The 16,163-nt window shown below is 73.6% G+C and carries 15 protein-coding genes; 2 read left to right on the top strand and 13 right to left on the bottom strand.

Features of this window, described 5'->3' with window-relative positions; translation table 11 throughout:
• The first annotated feature begins 92 nt into the window (after positions 1-92).
• On the top strand, positions 93-1,262 hold the full coding sequence (locus tag ABZ805_RS18950) for an acyl-CoA dehydrogenase family protein (protein WP_358441724.1): 1,170 nt from the start codon (positions 93-95) through the stop codon (positions 1,260-1,262).
• 60 nt (positions 1,263-1,322) lie between these two features.
• Here ABZ805_RS18950 and ABZ805_RS18945 read toward each other — a convergent pair whose 3' ends face one another.
• The 13 genes from ABZ805_RS18945 to ABZ805_RS18885 all read right to left on the bottom strand — a co-directional run bounded on the left by ABZ805_RS18945 (position 1,323) and on the right by ABZ805_RS18885 (position 14,664).
• Positions 1,323-2,495: an MlaD family protein gene (locus ABZ805_RS18945; protein WP_358441721.1), complete on the bottom strand. Its 1,173-nt coding sequence runs from the start codon at positions 2,493-2,495 to the stop codon at positions 1,323-1,325.
• On the bottom strand, positions 2,495-3,550 hold the full coding sequence (locus ABZ805_RS18940; protein ID WP_358441718.1) for an MCE family protein: 1,056 nt from the start codon (positions 3,548-3,550) through the stop codon (positions 2,495-2,497). The genes ABZ805_RS18945 and ABZ805_RS18940 overlap by 1 nt, the downstream gene beginning before the upstream one ends.
• On the bottom strand, positions 3,550-4,701 hold the full coding sequence (locus tag ABZ805_RS18935) for an MCE family protein (protein WP_358441716.1): 1,152 nt from the start codon (positions 4,699-4,701) through the stop codon (positions 3,550-3,552). The genes ABZ805_RS18940 and ABZ805_RS18935 overlap by 1 nt, the downstream gene beginning before the upstream one ends.
• Positions 4,698-5,708, bottom strand: a complete 1,011-nt coding sequence (locus ABZ805_RS18930) for an MCE family protein (RefSeq protein WP_358441713.1) — start codon at positions 5,706-5,708, stop codon at positions 4,698-4,700. Before ABZ805_RS18930 ends, ABZ805_RS18935 begins: the two co-directional genes overlap by 4 nt.
• Positions 5,705-6,742 (bottom strand): MCE family protein, encoded by a 1,038-nt coding sequence (locus ABZ805_RS18925; RefSeq protein ID WP_358441710.1) that lies wholly within the window; start codon positions 6,740-6,742, stop codon positions 5,705-5,707. Before ABZ805_RS18925 ends, ABZ805_RS18930 begins: the two co-directional genes overlap by 4 nt.
• Positions 6,739-8,061: an MCE family protein gene (locus ABZ805_RS18920; protein ID WP_358441708.1), complete on the bottom strand. Its 1,323-nt coding sequence runs from the start codon at positions 8,059-8,061 to the stop codon at positions 6,739-6,741. The genes ABZ805_RS18925 and ABZ805_RS18920 overlap by 4 nt, the downstream gene beginning before the upstream one ends.
• A complete protein-coding gene (locus ABZ805_RS18915; protein ID WP_358441705.1) occupies positions 8,058-8,927 on the bottom strand; it encodes an ABC transporter permease in 870 nt (289 codons plus the stop codon). Before ABZ805_RS18915 ends, ABZ805_RS18920 begins: the two co-directional genes overlap by 4 nt.
• Positions 8,927-9,721, bottom strand: coding sequence for an ABC transporter permease (locus ABZ805_RS18910; RefSeq protein WP_358441702.1), 795 nt, complete (start codon positions 9,719-9,721; stop codon positions 8,927-8,929). The genes ABZ805_RS18915 and ABZ805_RS18910 overlap by 1 nt, the downstream gene beginning before the upstream one ends.
• A gap of 73 nt (positions 9,722-9,794) precedes the next feature.
• Positions 9,795-10,544, bottom strand: a complete 750-nt coding sequence (locus tag ABZ805_RS18905) for a glucose 1-dehydrogenase (RefSeq protein WP_358441699.1) — start codon at positions 10,542-10,544, stop codon at positions 9,795-9,797.
• 1 nt (position 10,545) lies between these two features.
• On the bottom strand, positions 10,546-12,054 hold the full coding sequence (locus ABZ805_RS18900; protein WP_358441697.1) for an aldehyde dehydrogenase family protein: 1,509 nt from the start codon (positions 12,052-12,054) through the stop codon (positions 10,546-10,548).
• Positions 12,055-12,216: 162 nt separating this feature from the next.
• Positions 12,217-13,098: a 3-oxoacyl-ACP reductase gene (locus tag ABZ805_RS18895; RefSeq protein ID WP_358441728.1), complete on the bottom strand. Its 882-nt coding sequence runs from the start codon at positions 13,096-13,098 to the stop codon at positions 12,217-12,219.
• Positions 13,099-13,284: 186 nt separating this feature from the next.
• A complete protein-coding gene (locus ABZ805_RS18890; protein ID WP_358441694.1) occupies positions 13,285-14,373 on the bottom strand; it encodes a Zn-dependent alcohol dehydrogenase in 1,089 nt (362 codons plus the stop codon).
• An 81-nt stretch (positions 14,374-14,454) separates the two neighbouring features.
• On the bottom strand, positions 14,455-14,664 hold the full coding sequence (locus ABZ805_RS18885) for a ferredoxin (protein ID WP_358441691.1): 210 nt from the start codon (positions 14,662-14,664) through the stop codon (positions 14,455-14,457).
• A 302-nt stretch (positions 14,665-14,966) separates the two neighbouring features.
• Between ABZ805_RS18885 and ABZ805_RS18880 the strand changes: the two genes are divergently transcribed.
• Positions 14,967-16,145, top strand: coding sequence for an acyl-CoA dehydrogenase family protein (locus ABZ805_RS18880; RefSeq protein WP_358441688.1), 1,179 nt, complete (start codon positions 14,967-14,969; stop codon positions 16,143-16,145).
• Positions 16,146-16,163: the final 18 nt, after the last annotated feature.

Here is a 16,163-nt window from a genome sequence, read left to right as displayed (position 1 = left end):
GAGCCACCGGTGAAATCGATCCCGCAGCGAGGGAACAGCTGAGGTTCCGCCACCCGAGACCTGTGCAGCGGAAGCCGAGAGGAGAGAATTTCGTGCACTTCGCGTTCACCGAGGAGCAGTGGGGCCTCCGGCTGGCGGTGCGCGCCCTGCTGGACCGGGACGGCGGGCCGCACGTGCCCGCGCCACCGCCGGCGCCCGCGCCGGCCGGGCACGATCCGGAGCTGTGGCGGCGGCTCGGCGCGGAGATCGGTGCCGCCGGGCTGACCGTCCCCGAGGAGCACGGCGGCAGCGGCGCCACCCTGGTGGAGAGCTGCCTCGTCGCCGAGGAACTCGGGCGCAGGCTCGTCCCGTCCCCGTTCGTCGGCGGCACCGCGCTCGCCGTCGAAGCCCTGCTGGCCGCGGGCGATCCGGCGGCCGCCGACCGGCTGCTACCGGGCATCGCCGCCGCCGAGCGGCTGGTGGCGCTGGCGTGGGCCGAACCGGAGAACCCGTGGCGGGACGCGGGATTCGCCACCACCGCGCGGCTCGACGCGGGGAGGTGGCTGCTGGACGGGTGCAAGAGCTTCGTGCTCGACGGAGCCCGGGCGGACGCGTTCCTCGTCGTCGCGACCAGCCCGGACGGGCCCGCGCTGTTCGAGGTGGACGCGGCGGCGGTCGCGGTGCTGCCGCAGCCGACCGTCGACTCGACGCGGCCGCTGTGCGCGGTGGAGCTGGCGGCGGCGCCCGCTGTGCCGATCGGAGCGGCCGGACCGATCAGGGCGGCCGGACCGATCGGGGTTGCCGGGCCGACCGGGGCTGCCGGGCCGGTGCTGGCGCGCTGCCGGGACGCGGCGGCGGTGCTGCTCGCCGCCGAGTGCATCGGTGCCGCGGACCGGTGGCTCGGCGAGATCGTCGGCCACGTGCAGACCCGCGTGCAGTTCGGCAGGCCGATCGGCTCGTTCCAGGCGATCAAGCACCGGCTGGCCGACCTGTACGTGGCGGTGGAATCCGCCCGCTCGCTTTCGTACGCCGCGAGCTGGGCGGTCGGCACCCGCGACGAGCGCGGGTCCGCGTGGGCCTCGATGGCGAAGTCGCTGTGCTGCGAGACCTACCGGGACGTGGCCGCCGAAGGCGTCCAGCTGCACGGCGGCATCGGCATCACCTGGGAGCACGAGGCGCATCTGCACCTCAAACGCGCCCACGGCACCGCGCAGCTGTTCGGCACGCCCCGCGAGCACCGCCGCCGCCTCGAATCCCTCCCCGGCGCCCTGGGCTCGAGGTGAGTGGCCCACCGGACCGACGAGGCTGGGCGAATGGGCCACTCACCTGGCGAGGAAGCCGGTTCACCGCGGTGGCAGCGGGAACGGCAGCGGCGGCTCGGCGGCGGGCACCGGCACCGCGTCGGGGATCGGGGCGCGGGGGACGTTGGCGGAGCCGCGGACGTTGGTGGGGCTGTCCGGTGGTTCGGCGCAGTGGATGTCCGGGTTCGCCGGGATCGGCGTGGTGTCGTCGCCGAGCCGCCGCTCGGTGCCCTCGTAGCCCTTCTCGCAGGCCAGCGGGTTGAAGAAGTTGAGCACCACGCCCAGGTGGCCGCGCCCGTCGCCGTCCTGGGCGCTGTGGCTGGTCGCCGACATCATCGGCATCGCCACCAGCACGTTCTCCAGCGCGGGCCCGCGGACGTCGAGCAGCCGGACGGTGGTGAGCAGGTTCGCGGTGGTCGCGGCGAGCCCGCTGCCGCTGTCGCGCAGCAGCCCGTCGAGCTGTTCGGCGGCGGGCGGCGCGACGTCGGCGAGCCGCCGCAGGTCGGGGTCGGAGGCGCGCAGCTGCTCGGCGACCTGGCGCAGGCCGCGGCTGAACTCGATGATCTGCCCGGATTGCCGCTGCTGGGTGCGCAGCACCACGTCGGAGTTCGCCAGCAGCGCGGTGGTGCTCGGCAGGTTCCGGTCGGCGGCGGCGATGAGCGACCCGGTGCTGTCCAGCATCCGCTGCAGGTGCGGCCCGGTGCCCTGCAACGCGGTGCCGGATTCCGCGACGACGGTGCGCAGCGCGTCCAGCGGCACGTCCGCGACGAGCCGGTCCAGGTTCAGCAGCAGCGATTCCGGCGCGGGCGGCAGCTCGACGCGCTCGGCGGGGATCACCGATCCGTCCCGCAGCACCGGCCCGGGCTCGTCGTCGGGCCGCAGGTCGAGGTACTGCTCCCCCACCGCTGAGCGGTTCGCCACCGCGGCGCGCGCGTTCGCGGGGATGGGCGGGGCGGCGGAGTCGACGTGCAGGTCCAGCGCCGCTCCGCCATCGGTGAGCCGCACCCCGGTGACCCGCCCGACCGCCACTCCCCGGTAGGTGACCTCCGAGTTGGTGAACACCCCGCCGGTGTCGGGCACCTCCACCACGACGGCGTAGCCGCCCGCCCCGAACAACCGGTCCAGCCCCGCGTAGCGGGCGCCGGTGAACCCGATGCCGACGACGGCGATGAGCAGGAACAGCCCCAGCCGGATCTTCGTGGCCCTGCCGAACATCACGGCCCCCCGAGCGGGAGCGGTGCCCCGGAGCCGTCGGAGATCCCCGGCAGCGGCAGCAGCGGCCCGCTGCTGTTCGACAGGTTGCCGAGCACGCTGGTCAGGTCCAGGTCGAGGTCCACGTCGACGTTCACGAAATCCCCCTTGAGCGGCACCATCGCGTCCTCCGGGAACGGGTAGCTGGCCAGGTAGCCGATGGCCTTCGGCAGGTCGGTGCCCGCCTTCGCGAGTTCGCGCAGCGTGGGCGCGAGCGCTTCGAGGTCGGCGACCAGGTCGTCCCGGCTCGCGTCGGCGGTGCGCACCGCGACCTGGGAGAACCGGTCGAGGGACTGCAGCATCCGCACCAGGTCGCCGCGCTGCCGCTCCAGGACGCGCAGCCCGGGTTCGAGCCCGTCCAGCCCGGTGGTGAGGTCGTCGAGCTGTCCGCGCAGGTCGGCGGAGAGCCGGTTCACCCCGTCGAGGGCGCGGGTGATGTCCTGCTTCTGCGCGTCCAGCCGGGACACCGCTTCGTCCACTCTGGACAGGAGCGAGCGGACCTGCGGCTCGTTGCCGCCGAGCGCGCGGTCGAGTTCCTCGACGATGCCGTTGAGCTGCGCCACCCCGCCGCCGTTGAGCAGCAGCGACAGCGCGCCGAGCACCTCTTCGACCTGCGGGTTGCGGTCGGTGCGCTCCAGCGGGATCTCCGCGCCGTCGCGCAGCGCGTCGCGGGCGGGTTCGGCCGGTGGGGCGAGTTCGACGAACTTCTCCCCCAGCAGGCTGGACTGCCGCAGCCGCGCCTCGGCGTTGGCGGGCAGCCGCACGTCCCCGTTGACCACGAGGGTGACCACCGCGGTGGCGTTGTCCGGGGCGAGCCCGATGCCGCGGACCTTGCCGACGGGCACGTCGTCGACCTTCACCCCGGCCTGCGGCACCAGGTCGAGGACGTCGGCGAACCGCACCCGCACCTGGTACGGGTGGTCACCCAGGTCGGCGCCACCCGGCAGCGGCGCGTCCTGCAGCGGGGCGCCGCAACCGGTGACCAGCAGCAGCGCGCAGCACCCGAGCGCCCGGCGCATCACGGGCCACCGAGGCCGAGCGGCAGCGGCGGGAGCTCCCCGCGGGACAGGTGGTCGACCGCTTCGCCGGGCGAGGGCAGCGGGAGGACGCCGTCGAGCACCCCGGCCAGCTCCGCGCAGGTCCGCCCCAGCTCCGGCGGGACCTGGGCGGGCGCGGAGGTCTGCAGCAGCTTGCACACCAGCAGCACCGGCGGGAAGGTGAGCTCGTTGATGTTGGCGCGCACCGCGACGGTGCCGGAGGCGGCGTCGTAGGCGTTGATGAAGTTGCTCATCCCGGTCGGGGCGATGTCGAGCACTTCGCCGAGCGCCTCCCGCTGCTCCACCAGCGCCCGGGTCACGTCGGCGAGCTGGTCGACGTTGGCGGTCACCGAATCCCGGTTGTCCCGCACGAACCCGTCGAGCTCGGTGAGCGCGCCCGTCAGCGAGTGCAGCGCGGCGGCGGTCTGCTGCCGCTCGTCGGCGAGGAACCCGGCCACATCGGCGAGCCGGGTGTGGAAGTCCCGCACCTGCGCGTCGTTGGCAGCGAGGGTGGCGGTGAACTCGTTGAGGTGGTCGACGGTCGCGAACAGGTCGTCGTGCGAGCCGTCGAGGGTGGCGGACAGCTCGCCGAGCCGCCGCACGGTCTCGTTCAACGCGGCACCGTTGCCGTCGAGGTTCGCCGCGGCGGTGCCGAGCAGGTCCGACAGCGCCCCGTCCCGGTTGGCGCCGTCCGGCCCGAGGGCTTCGGTGAGCGCGTTGGCGCTGCGGTACAGGTCGTCGAGGTCGGCGGGGATCATGGTGCGGTCGGTGCCGAGCACCGCGCCCGCGGCCAGTTCCGGTCCGCCTTCGTAGGCGGGGGTGAGCTGCACGTACCGGTCGCTGACCAGGCTGGGCGCCACCACGACCGCGCCGGCCGCGGCCGGGATGCGGACCCCGCGGTCCACGCTCAGCTCCACCCGCACCCGGCCGCCGTCGGGCCGCACCGAGGCGACGTGGCCGACCTCCACCCCCAGCACCCGCACCGCGGACTGCGGGTACAGGCCCACGGCCCGCTCGAAGTAGGCGGTGATGCGGGTGCCGGGGTCGCGCAACACCCACCACAGCGCGCCGCTGATCAGCAGCACCAGCACGCAGCCGAAGGCCAGCAACGCGGTCATCGATCGCCGGTTCATCGCCCACCTCCCCGGAGGTCGCAGCCGTGCGGGTTCACCTGCAGCGGACCGGTGTCGACCGTCGGCGGGACGAGCCCGCACAGGTAGCCGTCGAACCAGCGCCCGTTGCCGACGGTGTTGTTGAACCCGGTGACGTAGGGCCGCAACGCGGCGATGGTGGCCGCCACCTGGTCCTGGTTGCGCTGCAGCATGGCGGTGACCTGCTGCAGTTCGCGCAGCGCCGGGTTCAGCCGCTGCTGGTTGTCGGCGATGAGCCCGCGCAGCTGCGCGGACAGGTCCTGGGTGCCGCGCAGCAGCGAGGCGAGGGAGTCGCGGCGCTGCTGGAGCTCGCCGAGCAGCAGGTTCCCGTCGCCGACGAGCCGGGCGACCTGCGCGTCGCGGTCGGCGGCGATGCCGCTGACGTCGGCGGCGTGGTGCAGCAGTTCGGCGAGCTGCTCGTCGCGGGAGGCGATGGTGCGGGACAGGGCGGCGAGCCCGTCCACGGCGCTGCCGAGGTGCTGCTCGCCGCCGCGCAGGCTCTCGGACAGCACCTGGAAGCTGCGCGCGAGCTGCTCGGTGTCCACCTGCCCGGTGCTGCGGGCGACCTGGTCGAGGGCGTCGGGGATGTCGAAGGGCACCTCGGTGCGCGCGTCGGGGATGACGCGGTTCGGGTCCTGCGGGTGCGCGCCGTCCGGCCGCAACGCCAGGTTCTTCGCGCCCAGCAGGGTTTTCAGCTGGATGGACGCGGTGCTGCGGTCCCCGACGGGCACGTCCTCGACGCGGAACCGCACCAGCACCCGGTTCCCGTCGAGCCGCACCTCGGTGACCTCGCCGACCCGCACCCCGGCGACCTCCACGTCGTCGCCCGCGTCGAGCCCGGCCGATTCGGTGAACCGAGCGGAGTAGGTGGTGCCGCCGAGCAGCGGCAGGTCGTTCGCGAAGAACGCCAGCAGCGCCACGGCGGTCAGCAGCCCGAGGGCGAGGACGCCGACGGTGGCCTGGTCGCGGTCGCGCAGCGCGGTGCTCATGGGCGGCACCTCTCGGGCATCCGGGTCGGGGGCAGCGGCAGCACCTGGGCGCGCACGTCGAGCCCGGAGATGCCGACGGTTCCGGTGAGGCGGCACAGGTAGAAGTTGAACCAGCTGCCGTAGCCGACGGTGCGAGTCAGCGAGTCGAGCCGTCCGGGCAGCGTCCGCAGGTCGTGCTCCAGCTGCGGCAGCCCGGCGTTGAGGTTCGCCGACAGGTCGCCGAGCGCGGCGACGTCCTCGCGCAACGGCGGGCGGGCGTCGCGCAGCAGCCCGGCGGTGGTGCCGGTGAGCTCGTCGAGGGCGCTCACGGCGTCGCCGATCGGCTCGCGTTGCGCGGCGAAACCGCTGACGAGGCGCTGCAGCGCGTCGACGAGCCCGGCGAGTTCCGGTCCACGGGCGCCGACCTGGGCGAGCACGGCGTTGAGGTTGTCGATGACCTGCCCGATGACCTGGTCCTTCTCGGCGAGCGTCCCGGTCAGCGATGCGGTGTGCGCGAGGATGCTCTGCACCGTGCCGCCTTCCCCTTGCAGCACCTGGACGAGTTCGCCGGAGAGCCGGTTGACGTCGCCGGGTTCGAGGGCGCGCAGCAGCGGCTGGAACCCGTTGAACAGCGCGGTGAGGTTCAGCGCCGGCCGGGTCTGGGCCACGGGCAGCACCGCGTCGGCGGGCAGCACCCGCTCGTCGGGTTCGAGGGCGGCGTCGAGGGAGAGGTAGCGCTGCCCGGCGAGGTTGCGGTACTTGACGGTGGCGATCGTGTCGGCGGGCAACCGCCGCGCCGCGTCGACCTGGAAGCGGGCCAGTGCCCGGCGCCCGTCGACGACCTCCAGCGAGGTGACCTGCCCGACCCGGACCCCGGCGATGCGCACCTCGTCGCCCTCGCCGAGCCCGGAGGCGTCGTCGAACTCGGCGGCGTAGCGGGTGCCGCCGCCGACGTCGGAAGCGGCGATGGTCATCGCGAGCAGCCCGGTGAGCAGCCCGGTGACGAGGGTGAACAGCGCCAGCTTCACCAGCGGTGCGGCCAATCCCGGCCTCATCGCAGCACCACCTCCGCACCCCGGTAGACGGGTCCGACGAGCACGCTGCTCCACTCCGGCACGCCGCTCGGGGCGCGGTGCAGGTCGGGGGCGAGCAGCGCGGCGACCAGGTCGCGTTCGGCGGGCGAGTTCGCCAGCGGCCCGTCGGCGGCCTGCGCGCTGGTGGCGGCGGGTTGCTGCTCCCCCGGCCCGTGCGGCGGTGGCGGGTGCGTGGAGCCGTCCTGCAGCGGCCCGCCGGGCGGGTACTGCGGGAAGCGGTCCGGCGGTTCGACCCACGGGTAGCAGCGCGGGCCGCGGGTGTCCTCGTAGCGGGGCGTGTCGACGCCGGGCAGGTACTCGCCGCGGCTGCCGGTGATCTCGATGGTGACCTTCTGCATCGGATTCGCGTCGCCCTTGCCGAACGCCCGTTCAGCGATGGGGATGCTGCGGGTGAGCTGGTCGAGCACGCAGGTGTACTGCGGCGCGTACCGGGCGAGCAGGTCCACTGTGGACCGCGAGTCGGCCGCGAGCCGGATCAGGTTGTCCTCGTTGGCGTCCAGGAACCGGGTGGCGTTCCCCGCGGTGACCGCGGTGGTCTTCCAGACGTGCTCGAACGCATCGCGGCGTTCCGCGATCGTGCCGCTGGTGGTGGTGAGGTCGCGCATCGCGCGCAGCAGGTCGGGGGCGGCCTCGTGGTAGGTGCGGGCGACGTCGTCGACGCGGCCCAGCACCGTGCCCAGCCGCGGCAGCGACGGGTTGAACCGGGCGAGGTAGCCGTCGAGGTCGCGCAGCGTGGTCCCGAGCTGCGCACCGCGCCCGTCCAGCGCCTGCGACACCGCGTTCAGCGTGGCGGCGAGCTGCTGCGGTTGCACGGCTTGCAGCAGTGGCAGCAGGTCGTCGAGGACGCGCTCCACCTCGATGGCGGCGGAACTGCGGTCCTGTCCGATCACGTCTCCGGCCGCCAGGTGCGGGCCGGTGCCGCCGCCCGCGTAGCCGAGGGACACGTAGCGCTCCCCGAACAGCGTCTTCGGCAGCAGCCGCGCGGTGGCGTCGGCGGGGATCAGCTCGGCCATCTCGGGGCGCAGCGCGAGGTCCAGTTCGGCGCGGTCCGGTCCGGGCCGCACCGCGCGCACCTCGCCGACGAGCACGCCGCGCACCTTGACGTCCGAACCGGCGCGCAGCTCGTTGCCCGCCCGGTCGGTGTGCAGCACGACCGGCACCACGGGGGTGAACGACTTCCGGTAGAAGCCGATCATGCCGGTGAAGAACAGCGCGGACACCAGCAGGAACACCAGCCCGAGCAGCTGGTGCCTGCGCCGGTCCCGCCGCGGCCGCCTCATCCGGCGATCCGCACGGTCGTGGTGGAGCCCCAGATCGCCAGGCTCAGGAAGAAGTCCAGCACCGCCACCAGCACGATCGAGGTGCGCACCGCGCGCCCGACCGCGATGCCCACGCCCGCGGGCCCGCCGCGCGCGGTGTACCCGTAGTAGCAGTGCGTCAAGATCACCACGAGGCTGAACACCAGCACCTTCCCGAACGACCACAGCACGTCCTGCGGCGGCAGGAACAGGTGGAAGTAGTGGTCGTAGGTGCCCGCGGACTGCCCGTAGAACCACACGGTGATCTGCCGCGACGCGAAGTAGGAGCCGAGCAGCCCCACCACGTACAGCGGGATCACCGCCGCGAGCCCGGCCAGCACCCGGCTGGTCACCAGGTACGGCACGGTGCGCACGCCCATCACTTCGAGCGCGTCGATCTCGTCGGAGATGCGCATCGCGCCGAGCTGCGCGGTGAACCCGCAGCCGACCGTCGCCGACAGCGCCAGCCCCGCCGACAGCGGCGCGACCTCGCGGGTGTCGAAGTAGGCGGCGATGAACCCGGTCAGCGCGGAGGTGCCGAGCTGGTCCAGCGAGGAGTAGCCCTGCAAGCCGACGATCGCCCCGGTGCACACCGTCATCCCGATCATCACGCCCAGCGTGCCGCCGATGACGGCCAGCGCACCGCTGCCGAACATCACCTCGGTCAGCAGCCGCCCCGTCTCCCGCGGGTACTTGCGCAGCGTCAGCGGCGCCAGCGCCACGGCTCGCAGGTAGAACGCCAGCTGCCACCCGAGCCCGGCGAGGGCGTCGCCGGGACGGGAGAACAGCAGCGCGAACCGGCGCCGCCACGGCGTCGGCGGCGGCAGGTACTGCTCGGTCACGACCATCACAACTCCTTCGGCGGAACGAGTTGCAGGTAGATCCCGGTGATCACCAGGTTGATCGCGAACAGCAGCAGGAAGGTGATCACGACCGCCTGGTTCACCGCGTCGCCGACACCCTTCGGCCCACCGGCCGGGTGCAGGCCCCGGTAGGCGGCGACCACCCCGGCCACGAACCCGTAGAGCAGCGCCTTGAACTCGCTGACGTAGAGGTCCGGCAGCTGCGCCAGCGCGTTGAAGCTCGCCAGGTACGCCCCGGGCGTGCCGCCCTGCAGCACCACGTTGAAGAAGTAGCCGCCGGCCACGCCCACCACGCTCACCAGCCCGTTGAGCAGCAGCGCGACGAACACGGCGCCGAGCACGCGCGGCACGATCAGCCGGTGCACGACGGAGACGCCGAGCACCTCCATCGCGTCGATCTCCTCGCGGATGGTGCGGGCGCCGATGTCCGCGCACACCGCCGAACCGCCCGCCCCGGCCACCAGCAGCGCGGTGATCAGCGGGCTGGCCTGCTGCAGGATGGACAGCGCGCTGGCGGCGCCGGTGAACGACTGGGCGCCGATCTGCTGGGTCAGCGAACCGAGCTGCATGGCGATCACCGCGCCGAACGGGATGGCCACCAGCGCGGTCGGCAGGATGGTGACGCTCGCGAACAGCCACGCCTGCTGCACCCACTCCCGCACCTGGAACGGCCGCCGGGGCATGGCGCGCAGCACTTCCCAGGACAGCGTGGCGAGCCTGCCGACCTGGGCGAAGGCCGCGCTCGCCGGGACGCGGTGGCCGGAACCGGGCGAGTTCACGGCGACTCCCCGCTCGCGCGGCCGCGCCGCGCCACTTCGACACCCATCGCTCCACCACCTGAGGTTCGGCCGATCACGGGGCCAGGGAATGCGTTGCGGTGGCACCTCCGTCCACGACGAATTCGGCGCCGGTGCAGTAGGAGCTGTCGTCGCTCGCGAGGAACGCGACCAGGTTCGCGACCTCGTCGGGTCGTCCGACGCGGCCGAGGGCGAGCCGGGCGGCGGCGAAGTCGTCCAGCGCGGCGCCCACCTGCGCGCGCACCATCGCCGTGTCGATCACGCCGGGGTGCACCGAGTTGACCCGGATGCCGCGGTGGCCGAGCTCCAGCGCGGCCACCTTCGTCATGCCGCGCACCGCGAACTTGCTCGCCGAGTAGGCGATCGAACCGGCCATCCCGGCCAGTCCCTCCACGGAGGACACGTTGATGATGGAGCCGCCGTCGGGCATCGACCGCTGCACCGCCCGCATGCCGAGGAACGCGCCGAACTGGTTGATCCGCACCACGCGTTCGAAGTCGGCGGGCTCGGTCTCGGCCAGCGGGGCCAGGTGCAGCACTCCCGCGTTGTTCACCAGCACGTCGACCGGCCCGAACGCGTCCTCGGCGGCCGCGACGGCACCGGCCCAGTCGGCTTCGTCGGTGACGTCCACGTGCCGGAACCGGGCGTGCTCCCCGAGTTCCGCGGCCAGCTCGCGACCGGCCTCGTCTGCGACGTCGCCGAGCAGCACCCGCGCGCCGCCGGCGACGAGGCGCCGCGCCGCGGCCGCGCCCTGCCCGCCCGCCGCACCGGTGATGATCGCGACCTTGTCGCGCAGCCCGGCCACGTCACATCATCTCGTCGGTCAGCGGCAGCAGCACCGACTTCAGCTCGGTGTAGGCCTCGTAGGCGCTGCGACCGCCTTCGCGGCCCAGCCCGGACTGCTTGTACCCGCCGAACGGCAGGTGCGGTTCGACCTGGAACCCGTTGATGCCGACGGTGCCCGCCCGCAGCTTCCGCGCGACCCGGAACGCCCGCGCCGCGTCGGCGGTGAACACGCCCGCGCCGAGCCCGTACTCGGTATCGTTGGCCAGCCGCACCGCCTCGTCCTCGTCGGTGAACGGCACCACCGACAGCACCGGGCCGAACACCTCCTGGCGGGCGATCTCCATCCCGTTGTCCACCTCGGCGAAGATCGCGGGGGTGACGAAGTTCCCGGCCGCCAGCTCGCCGTCGGCGCGCACGCCGCCGGTGACCAGCCGGGCGCCGTCCCGCTCGCCGCGCTCCACCAGCCCCAGCACCCGCTCCAGCTGCCGCTCGTTGATCAGCGGGCTGGACAGCACGCCCGGGTCGAACGGGTCGCCGTAGGTGACCGAGGCGGCGATCAGCTCGGCGGCGCCGAGGAATTCGTCGTAGACGTCCCGGTGCACCAGCGCCCTGGTGTGCGCGACGCACGCCTGCCCGGACAGCCCCAGCGTCACCATGCCCATCGCGGTCATGCCCGCCATCCCGGCGTCGGCGTCCGGGAACACCAGCGCGGGGCTCTTGCCGCCGAGTTCCAGCGAGACCCGCTTGAACGTGGGCGCGGCGGCCTCGACGATGCGCCGCCCGACCTCGCGGCTGCCGGTGAAGCTGACCTTGTCGACCATCGGGTGGGTGATGAGCGCTTCGCCGGTGGTCTCGCCGGTCCCGGTGACCACGTTGAGCGCCCCGCCGGGCAGCCCGGCCTCGACGAGCAGTTCCACCATCCGCAGCACCGAGAACGTCGCGTGCTCGGAGGGCTTCAGCACCACGGTGCACCCGGCGGCCAGCGCGGGCGCGACCTTCTGCGCGAACAGCAGGAACGGCGCGTTCCACGGCAGGATCGCGGCGACCACGCCGATCGGTTCGCGCAGCGTCATCGCCAGGTGGTCGCCGCCCTGGTACGGCGGCAGCGTCTCACCACCGGCCTTGTCGATCCACCCGGCGTGGTGGTCGAAGACGTCGGCGGCCACGTCCACGGAACCGGCGTAGACGGTGCCGAACGACAGCGGCACCCCGTTGTCCAGCGCCTGCAGCCCGCGCAGCTCCTCGGCGTGCGCGCGCAGCGATTCCGCGTACCGGTGCAGCAACCGGGCGCGGCGGCCGACCGGTAGTCCCGGCCATTCGCCCTCGTCGAAGGCGCGGCGGGCGGCGCGGACCGCGTCGTCCACGTCCTCGGCGCCCGCGACCGGGAACGTGCCGATCTCCTCCTGGGTGGCGGGGTGGTGGTGGGTCCAGGTGCGACCGGAGCGGGCCGGGCGCCGCTCGCCGTCGACGAGCAGCGAGCCGTCCGGCAGCCCGATCCGCTCGCGGTGCTGGTGCACGGTCAGCGACATCCTCGTCACTCCTCCTGGTCGGGCGGGCGGTCAGGCGGTCGAGCGGGCGGTGGAGCATGTGGTCGAGCGGTCCTGCGGTCCTGCGGTCCTGCGGTCGAGCGGTCGAGCGGTCGAGCGAGTTGGCGGGCGTGCGGTCGAGCGAGTGGGCGGGCGTGCCCCGCTCTAGCCCAGCGACAGCACGTCGTCGCTGGTGAACATGCCGCCCGTGCGGTCGGCGAAGTGGCCGCCGACAGCGCGGTGCAGCTCCGCGGTGGTCCAGGTGGGTCCGGTGGCGTCGAACCGGCGCTCGATGGTCGGCGCGGCCAGCAGCGCCACCTTCCCGCCGTGCACCACGAACACCTGGCCGTTGACGGCGTCGGCGGCCGGGGCGGCCAAGTAGGCGACGAACGGGGCGACGTGCTCGGTGGACAGCGGGTCCACGCCGCCGTCCGGTGCGGGCCCGAAGACGTCCGCGGTCATCCCGGTGCGGGCGCGCGGGCAGATCGCGTTGGTCCGCACTCCGTAGCGGGCCGTGGCGCGGGCGGTGGAGACGGTGAGCGCGGCGATCCCGGCCTTCGCGGCCGCGTAGTTCGGCTGGCCGCCGGAGCCGAGCAGGAACGCCTCGGAGGAGGTGTTCACGATCCGGGCCCCGACCTCCTCGCCGGTCTCCTTGCACAGCCGCCGCCAGTGCGCGGTGGCGGTGCGGGTGAGCAGGAAGTGCCCGCGCAGGTGCACCCGGATCACCTCGTCCCAGTCCTGGTCGGACATGCCGAACACCGTCCGGTCGCGCAGCACGCCCGCGTTGTTCACCACCACGTGCAGCGCGCCGAAGTGGTCGAGGGCGGCGGCCAGCAGCCCGTCCGCGGTCTCCCGTTCGGCCACGTCGCCGCGCACCGCGACGGCCCGCCCGCCCGCGGCGGTGATCTCGGCGGCGACGTCGTCGGCGGCGGTGGAGACGTCGTTGAGCACCAGGCTCGCCCCGGCATCGGCGAGCGCGAGCGCCTCGGCCCGGCCGAGGCCGGCGCCCGCGCCGGTGACGACGGCGACCCGGCCGTCCAGCCGCAGCTCCGGACTCTGCTCCACAGTGGACTCCTCAGGTCGGTGGCTCTGCTGGTCGATGGTCCTGCCGTCCGGCGTCCGGTCGGTGGCCCGGCCGGTCGGCGGCCCGGCCGGCCGGTCGCCGGTCGATCGGCGCCCGGGTCGGACGTCGTGCGAGCACGTCGATCGCCGCCGGTCCGGCCGGTCGATGCCCTAGTCGAAGGTGACGATCTGCCGCACCAGCGCGGCATCGCCGCCCCGCAGCGCGCCCAGCCCGTCGTTGATCTCGTCCAGCGGCAGGCGCCTGCTGACCATGCCCTCCAGGTCGAGCAGCCCGGCGCGCCAGAACCGCAGCATCCGGTCGATGTCGCGGCGCGGATCGGCCGAGCCGTAGAACGACGGCAGGATCTTGCGCTCGGTGATGAACAGCTCCTGGGCGGTGAACTCGACCCGCTGCTCCGGCCCGCCCGCGCCGACGACGACGGTGCTGCCGCCGCGCCGGGTGGCGTCGTAGGCGGCGCGGATGGTGCCCGCCAAGCCGACCACCTCGATGGCGCAGTCGAACCCGGCGCCGCCGGTGAGCTCCTGCTTCAGCTCGTCGAAGCCGTCGGGGGTGGCGGTGTGCGTGGCGCCGAACCGGCGCGCCCCGGCGTGCTTGTCCACGACCGGGTCCACCGCGACGATCGTGCCGGCCCCGGCCAGCCGCGCGCCCTGGATCACCGAGATCCCGACGCCGCCGCAGCCGATGACGGCGACGGTGGAGCCCGGTTCGAGCCGCGCGGTGTTGAGCACGGCGCCGACGCCGGTCAGCACCCCGCAGCCCAGCAGCGCGGCCACGTCGAACGGCACGTCCGGGTCGACCTTGATCGCTCCGGCGCGGGGCAGCACGAGCTCTTCGGCGAAGGTGCCGCACCCGGCGAACCCGAACACCGGCTGCGCGCCCACTTCGAACCGCGGGGAGGTGAACGCGGCGACGGTGTGCACCGCGCACAGGTGCGGCTGGCCGTGCAGGCATTCCCGGCAAGCCCCGCAGGGCGGGACGAAGGTGATGGTGACGTGGTCGCCGGGTACCAGGTCGGTCACCTGGTCGCCGACGGCGAGCACCTCGCCGGCGCCCTCGTGGCCCATCACGCCGGGGGCGAGCGCGGGCAGCGTGCCGTTCATCGCGGACAGGTCGCTGTGGCAGATCCCGGCGGCACGGATCCGCACGTGCACGTCCGTCGGGCCGGGGGCGACGACGGTGGCGTCCGCGCGGACGTGGAGCCGGTCGTCGCCGATCTGATCGAGCACCGCTGCTTTCACGGGCGTGTCCTCTCGCCGCGTCCACGTCCGCCGGGGCGGACTGTTATCTGCGACACACGGTAGAACGTGTTCCCGTTCTGCTCAAGAGCCGGAATCACCTTCGTTATCCGCGAAGAACAAGGCACCCTTCGGGCACAGCTGCACCGCTTTGGAAACAAGTTCTACCTGCTCGACGGGGACGGGGCGGTGGACGTGCAGCCGCTCGTCGTCGTCCAGCTCGAAGACCTCCGGGGCGAGCCCGGCGCAGACCCCGTTGGCCTCGCACAGCTCCGGTCGCACGCCGATCTCCATCGCCACCTCCGCGCTCGGGGACCCCGTCCGCGCGGCGAATCGGCACCGGCCTTCCGAGGGGGCAACGAGCCACCCCCGCCCGGAGACACCGTCCGGCCGCCGGATCACCCGGGCGGACCAGTGCGCCGAGCACCCGGGAACGGAATCCGAACCTAGAACGAGTTGCACGTTAACCGACCAGCCGACTCGGATGCGATGGATGACGACCAGTAGGAGGAAGGTCGACCCGCGCCCACCCGCCGGTCTATGGTCACTGCAACACGTTGCACTTCTACCGGGCACCGCTCGCGCCAGGAGGGCTCATGCGGATCGGCTTCACCCCCGAGCAGCAGCGGTTGCGGCACCGGCTGCGCGACTACTTCGCGGACCTGATGACCGACGAGCTGCGCGCCGAGCTCACCGGCGACGGCGACTACGGTGACGGCGGGGCCTACGAGCAGGTGGTGCGCAGGCTCGGCGCCGACGGCTGGCTCGCGCTCGGCTGGCCCCGCGAACACGGCGGGCACGGCGGGAGCATGCTGGACCAGCTCATCTTCACCGACGAAGCCGCCGTCGCCGGGGTTCCGGTGCCGTTCCTGACGCTCAACAGCATCGCCCCCACGATCATGCGCTACGGCACGCCGGAGCAGCGCGCCCGGTACCTGCCGGGGATCGCCGCGGGAGAGCTGCACTTCGCCATCGGCTACTCCGAGCCCGAGGCGGGCACCGACCTCGCCGCGCTGCGCACCACCGCGGTGCGCGACGGCGACCACTACGTGATCAACGGGCAGAAGATGTGGACCAGCCTGGTGCAGTACGCCGACCACATCTGGCTGGCCTGCCGCACCGACCCGGACGCCCGCAAGCACGAGGGCCTCAGCGTGCTCGTGGTGCCGACCGACTCCCCCGGCTTCTCCTGGACGCCGGTGCGCACCGTCGCCGGGCCCACCACCAGCGCCACCTACTACGAGGACGTGCGGGTACCGGTGAGCGCGCTGGTCGGGACGGAGCACGGCGGCTGGCCGCTGATCACCAACCAGCTCAACCACGAGCGGGTCGCGCTCACCTCCGCCGCCCCGATCACCACGGCGCTCGGGCAGGTGCGGGAGTGGGCGCGGCGCACCGAGCTCGGCGACGGACGCCGGGTGCTCGACCAGGAGTGGGTGCGCTCGCACCTGGCCCGGGTGCACGCGGGGGCCGAGGTGCTCAAGCTGATGAACTGGAAGATCGCCTGGACCGCCGAGCAGCGACCGGCGCCCGCCGCGGCGTCCGCGACGAAGGTCTACGGCACCGAGCTGGCCATCGAGGCCTACCGGCTGCTGATGGAGGTGCTCGGACCCGCGGGGCACGTCCGCGGCGGCTCGCCGGGCGCGGCGCTGCGCGGCCGGATCGAGCGGATGCACCGGGCCGCGCTGATCCTCACCTTCGGTGGCGGCACCAACGAGGTGCAGCGCGACATCGTCTCCACCGTGGGCCTCGGACTGCCGCGCGCCCGCCGGTGAGGCGGGCCGGAACCCACC

This window comes from Saccharopolyspora sp. NPDC047091 (assembly GCF_040643635.1).
In the GTDB taxonomy this organism is placed as follows: domain Bacteria; phylum Actinomycetota; class Actinomycetes; order Mycobacteriales; family Pseudonocardiaceae; genus Saccharopolyspora_C.
This window is presented reverse-complemented; position numbering and strand designations above follow the sequence as displayed.

What these genes read in the sequence shown, in the direction of transcription:
- ABZ805_RS18925 (WP_358441710.1), bottom strand. Translation starts at nt 6,742, where the DNA reads ATGAGGCCGGGATTGGCCGCACCGCTGGTGAAGCTGGCGCTGTTCACC.
- ABZ805_RS18935 (WP_358441716.1), bottom strand. Translation starts at nt 4,701, where the DNA reads ATGAACCGGCGATCGATGACCGCGTTGCTGGCCTTCGGCTGCGTGCTG.
- ABZ805_RS18945 (WP_358441721.1), bottom strand. Translation starts at nt 2,495, where the DNA reads ATGTTCGGCAGGGCCACGAAGATCCGGCTGGGGCTGTTCCTGCTCATC.
- ABZ805_RS18930 (WP_358441713.1), bottom strand. Translation starts at nt 5,708, where the DNA reads ATGAGCACCGCGCTGCGCGACCGCGACCAGGCCACCGTCGGCGTCCTC.
- ABZ805_RS18940 (WP_358441718.1), bottom strand. Translation starts at nt 3,550, where the DNA reads ATGCGCCGGGCGCTCGGGTGCTGCGCGCTGCTGCTGGTCACCGGTTGC.
- ABZ805_RS18885 (WP_358441691.1), bottom strand. Translation starts at nt 14,664, where the DNA reads ATGGAGATCGGCGTGCGACCGGAGCTGTGCGAGGCCAACGGGGTCTGC.
- ABZ805_RS18900 (WP_358441697.1), bottom strand. Translation starts at nt 12,054, where the DNA reads ATGTCGCTGACCGTGCACCAGCACCGCGAGCGGATCGGGCTGCCGGAC.
- ABZ805_RS18880 (WP_358441688.1), top strand. Translation starts at nt 14,967, where the DNA reads ATGCGGATCGGCTTCACCCCCGAGCAGCAGCGGTTGCGGCACCGGCTG.
- ABZ805_RS18915 (WP_358441705.1), bottom strand. Translation starts at nt 8,927, where the DNA reads ATGGTCGTGACCGAGCAGTACCTGCCGCCGCCGACGCCGTGGCGGCGC.
- ABZ805_RS18920 (WP_358441708.1), bottom strand. Translation starts at nt 8,061, where the DNA reads ATGAGGCGGCCGCGGCGGGACCGGCGCAGGCACCAGCTGCTCGGGCTG.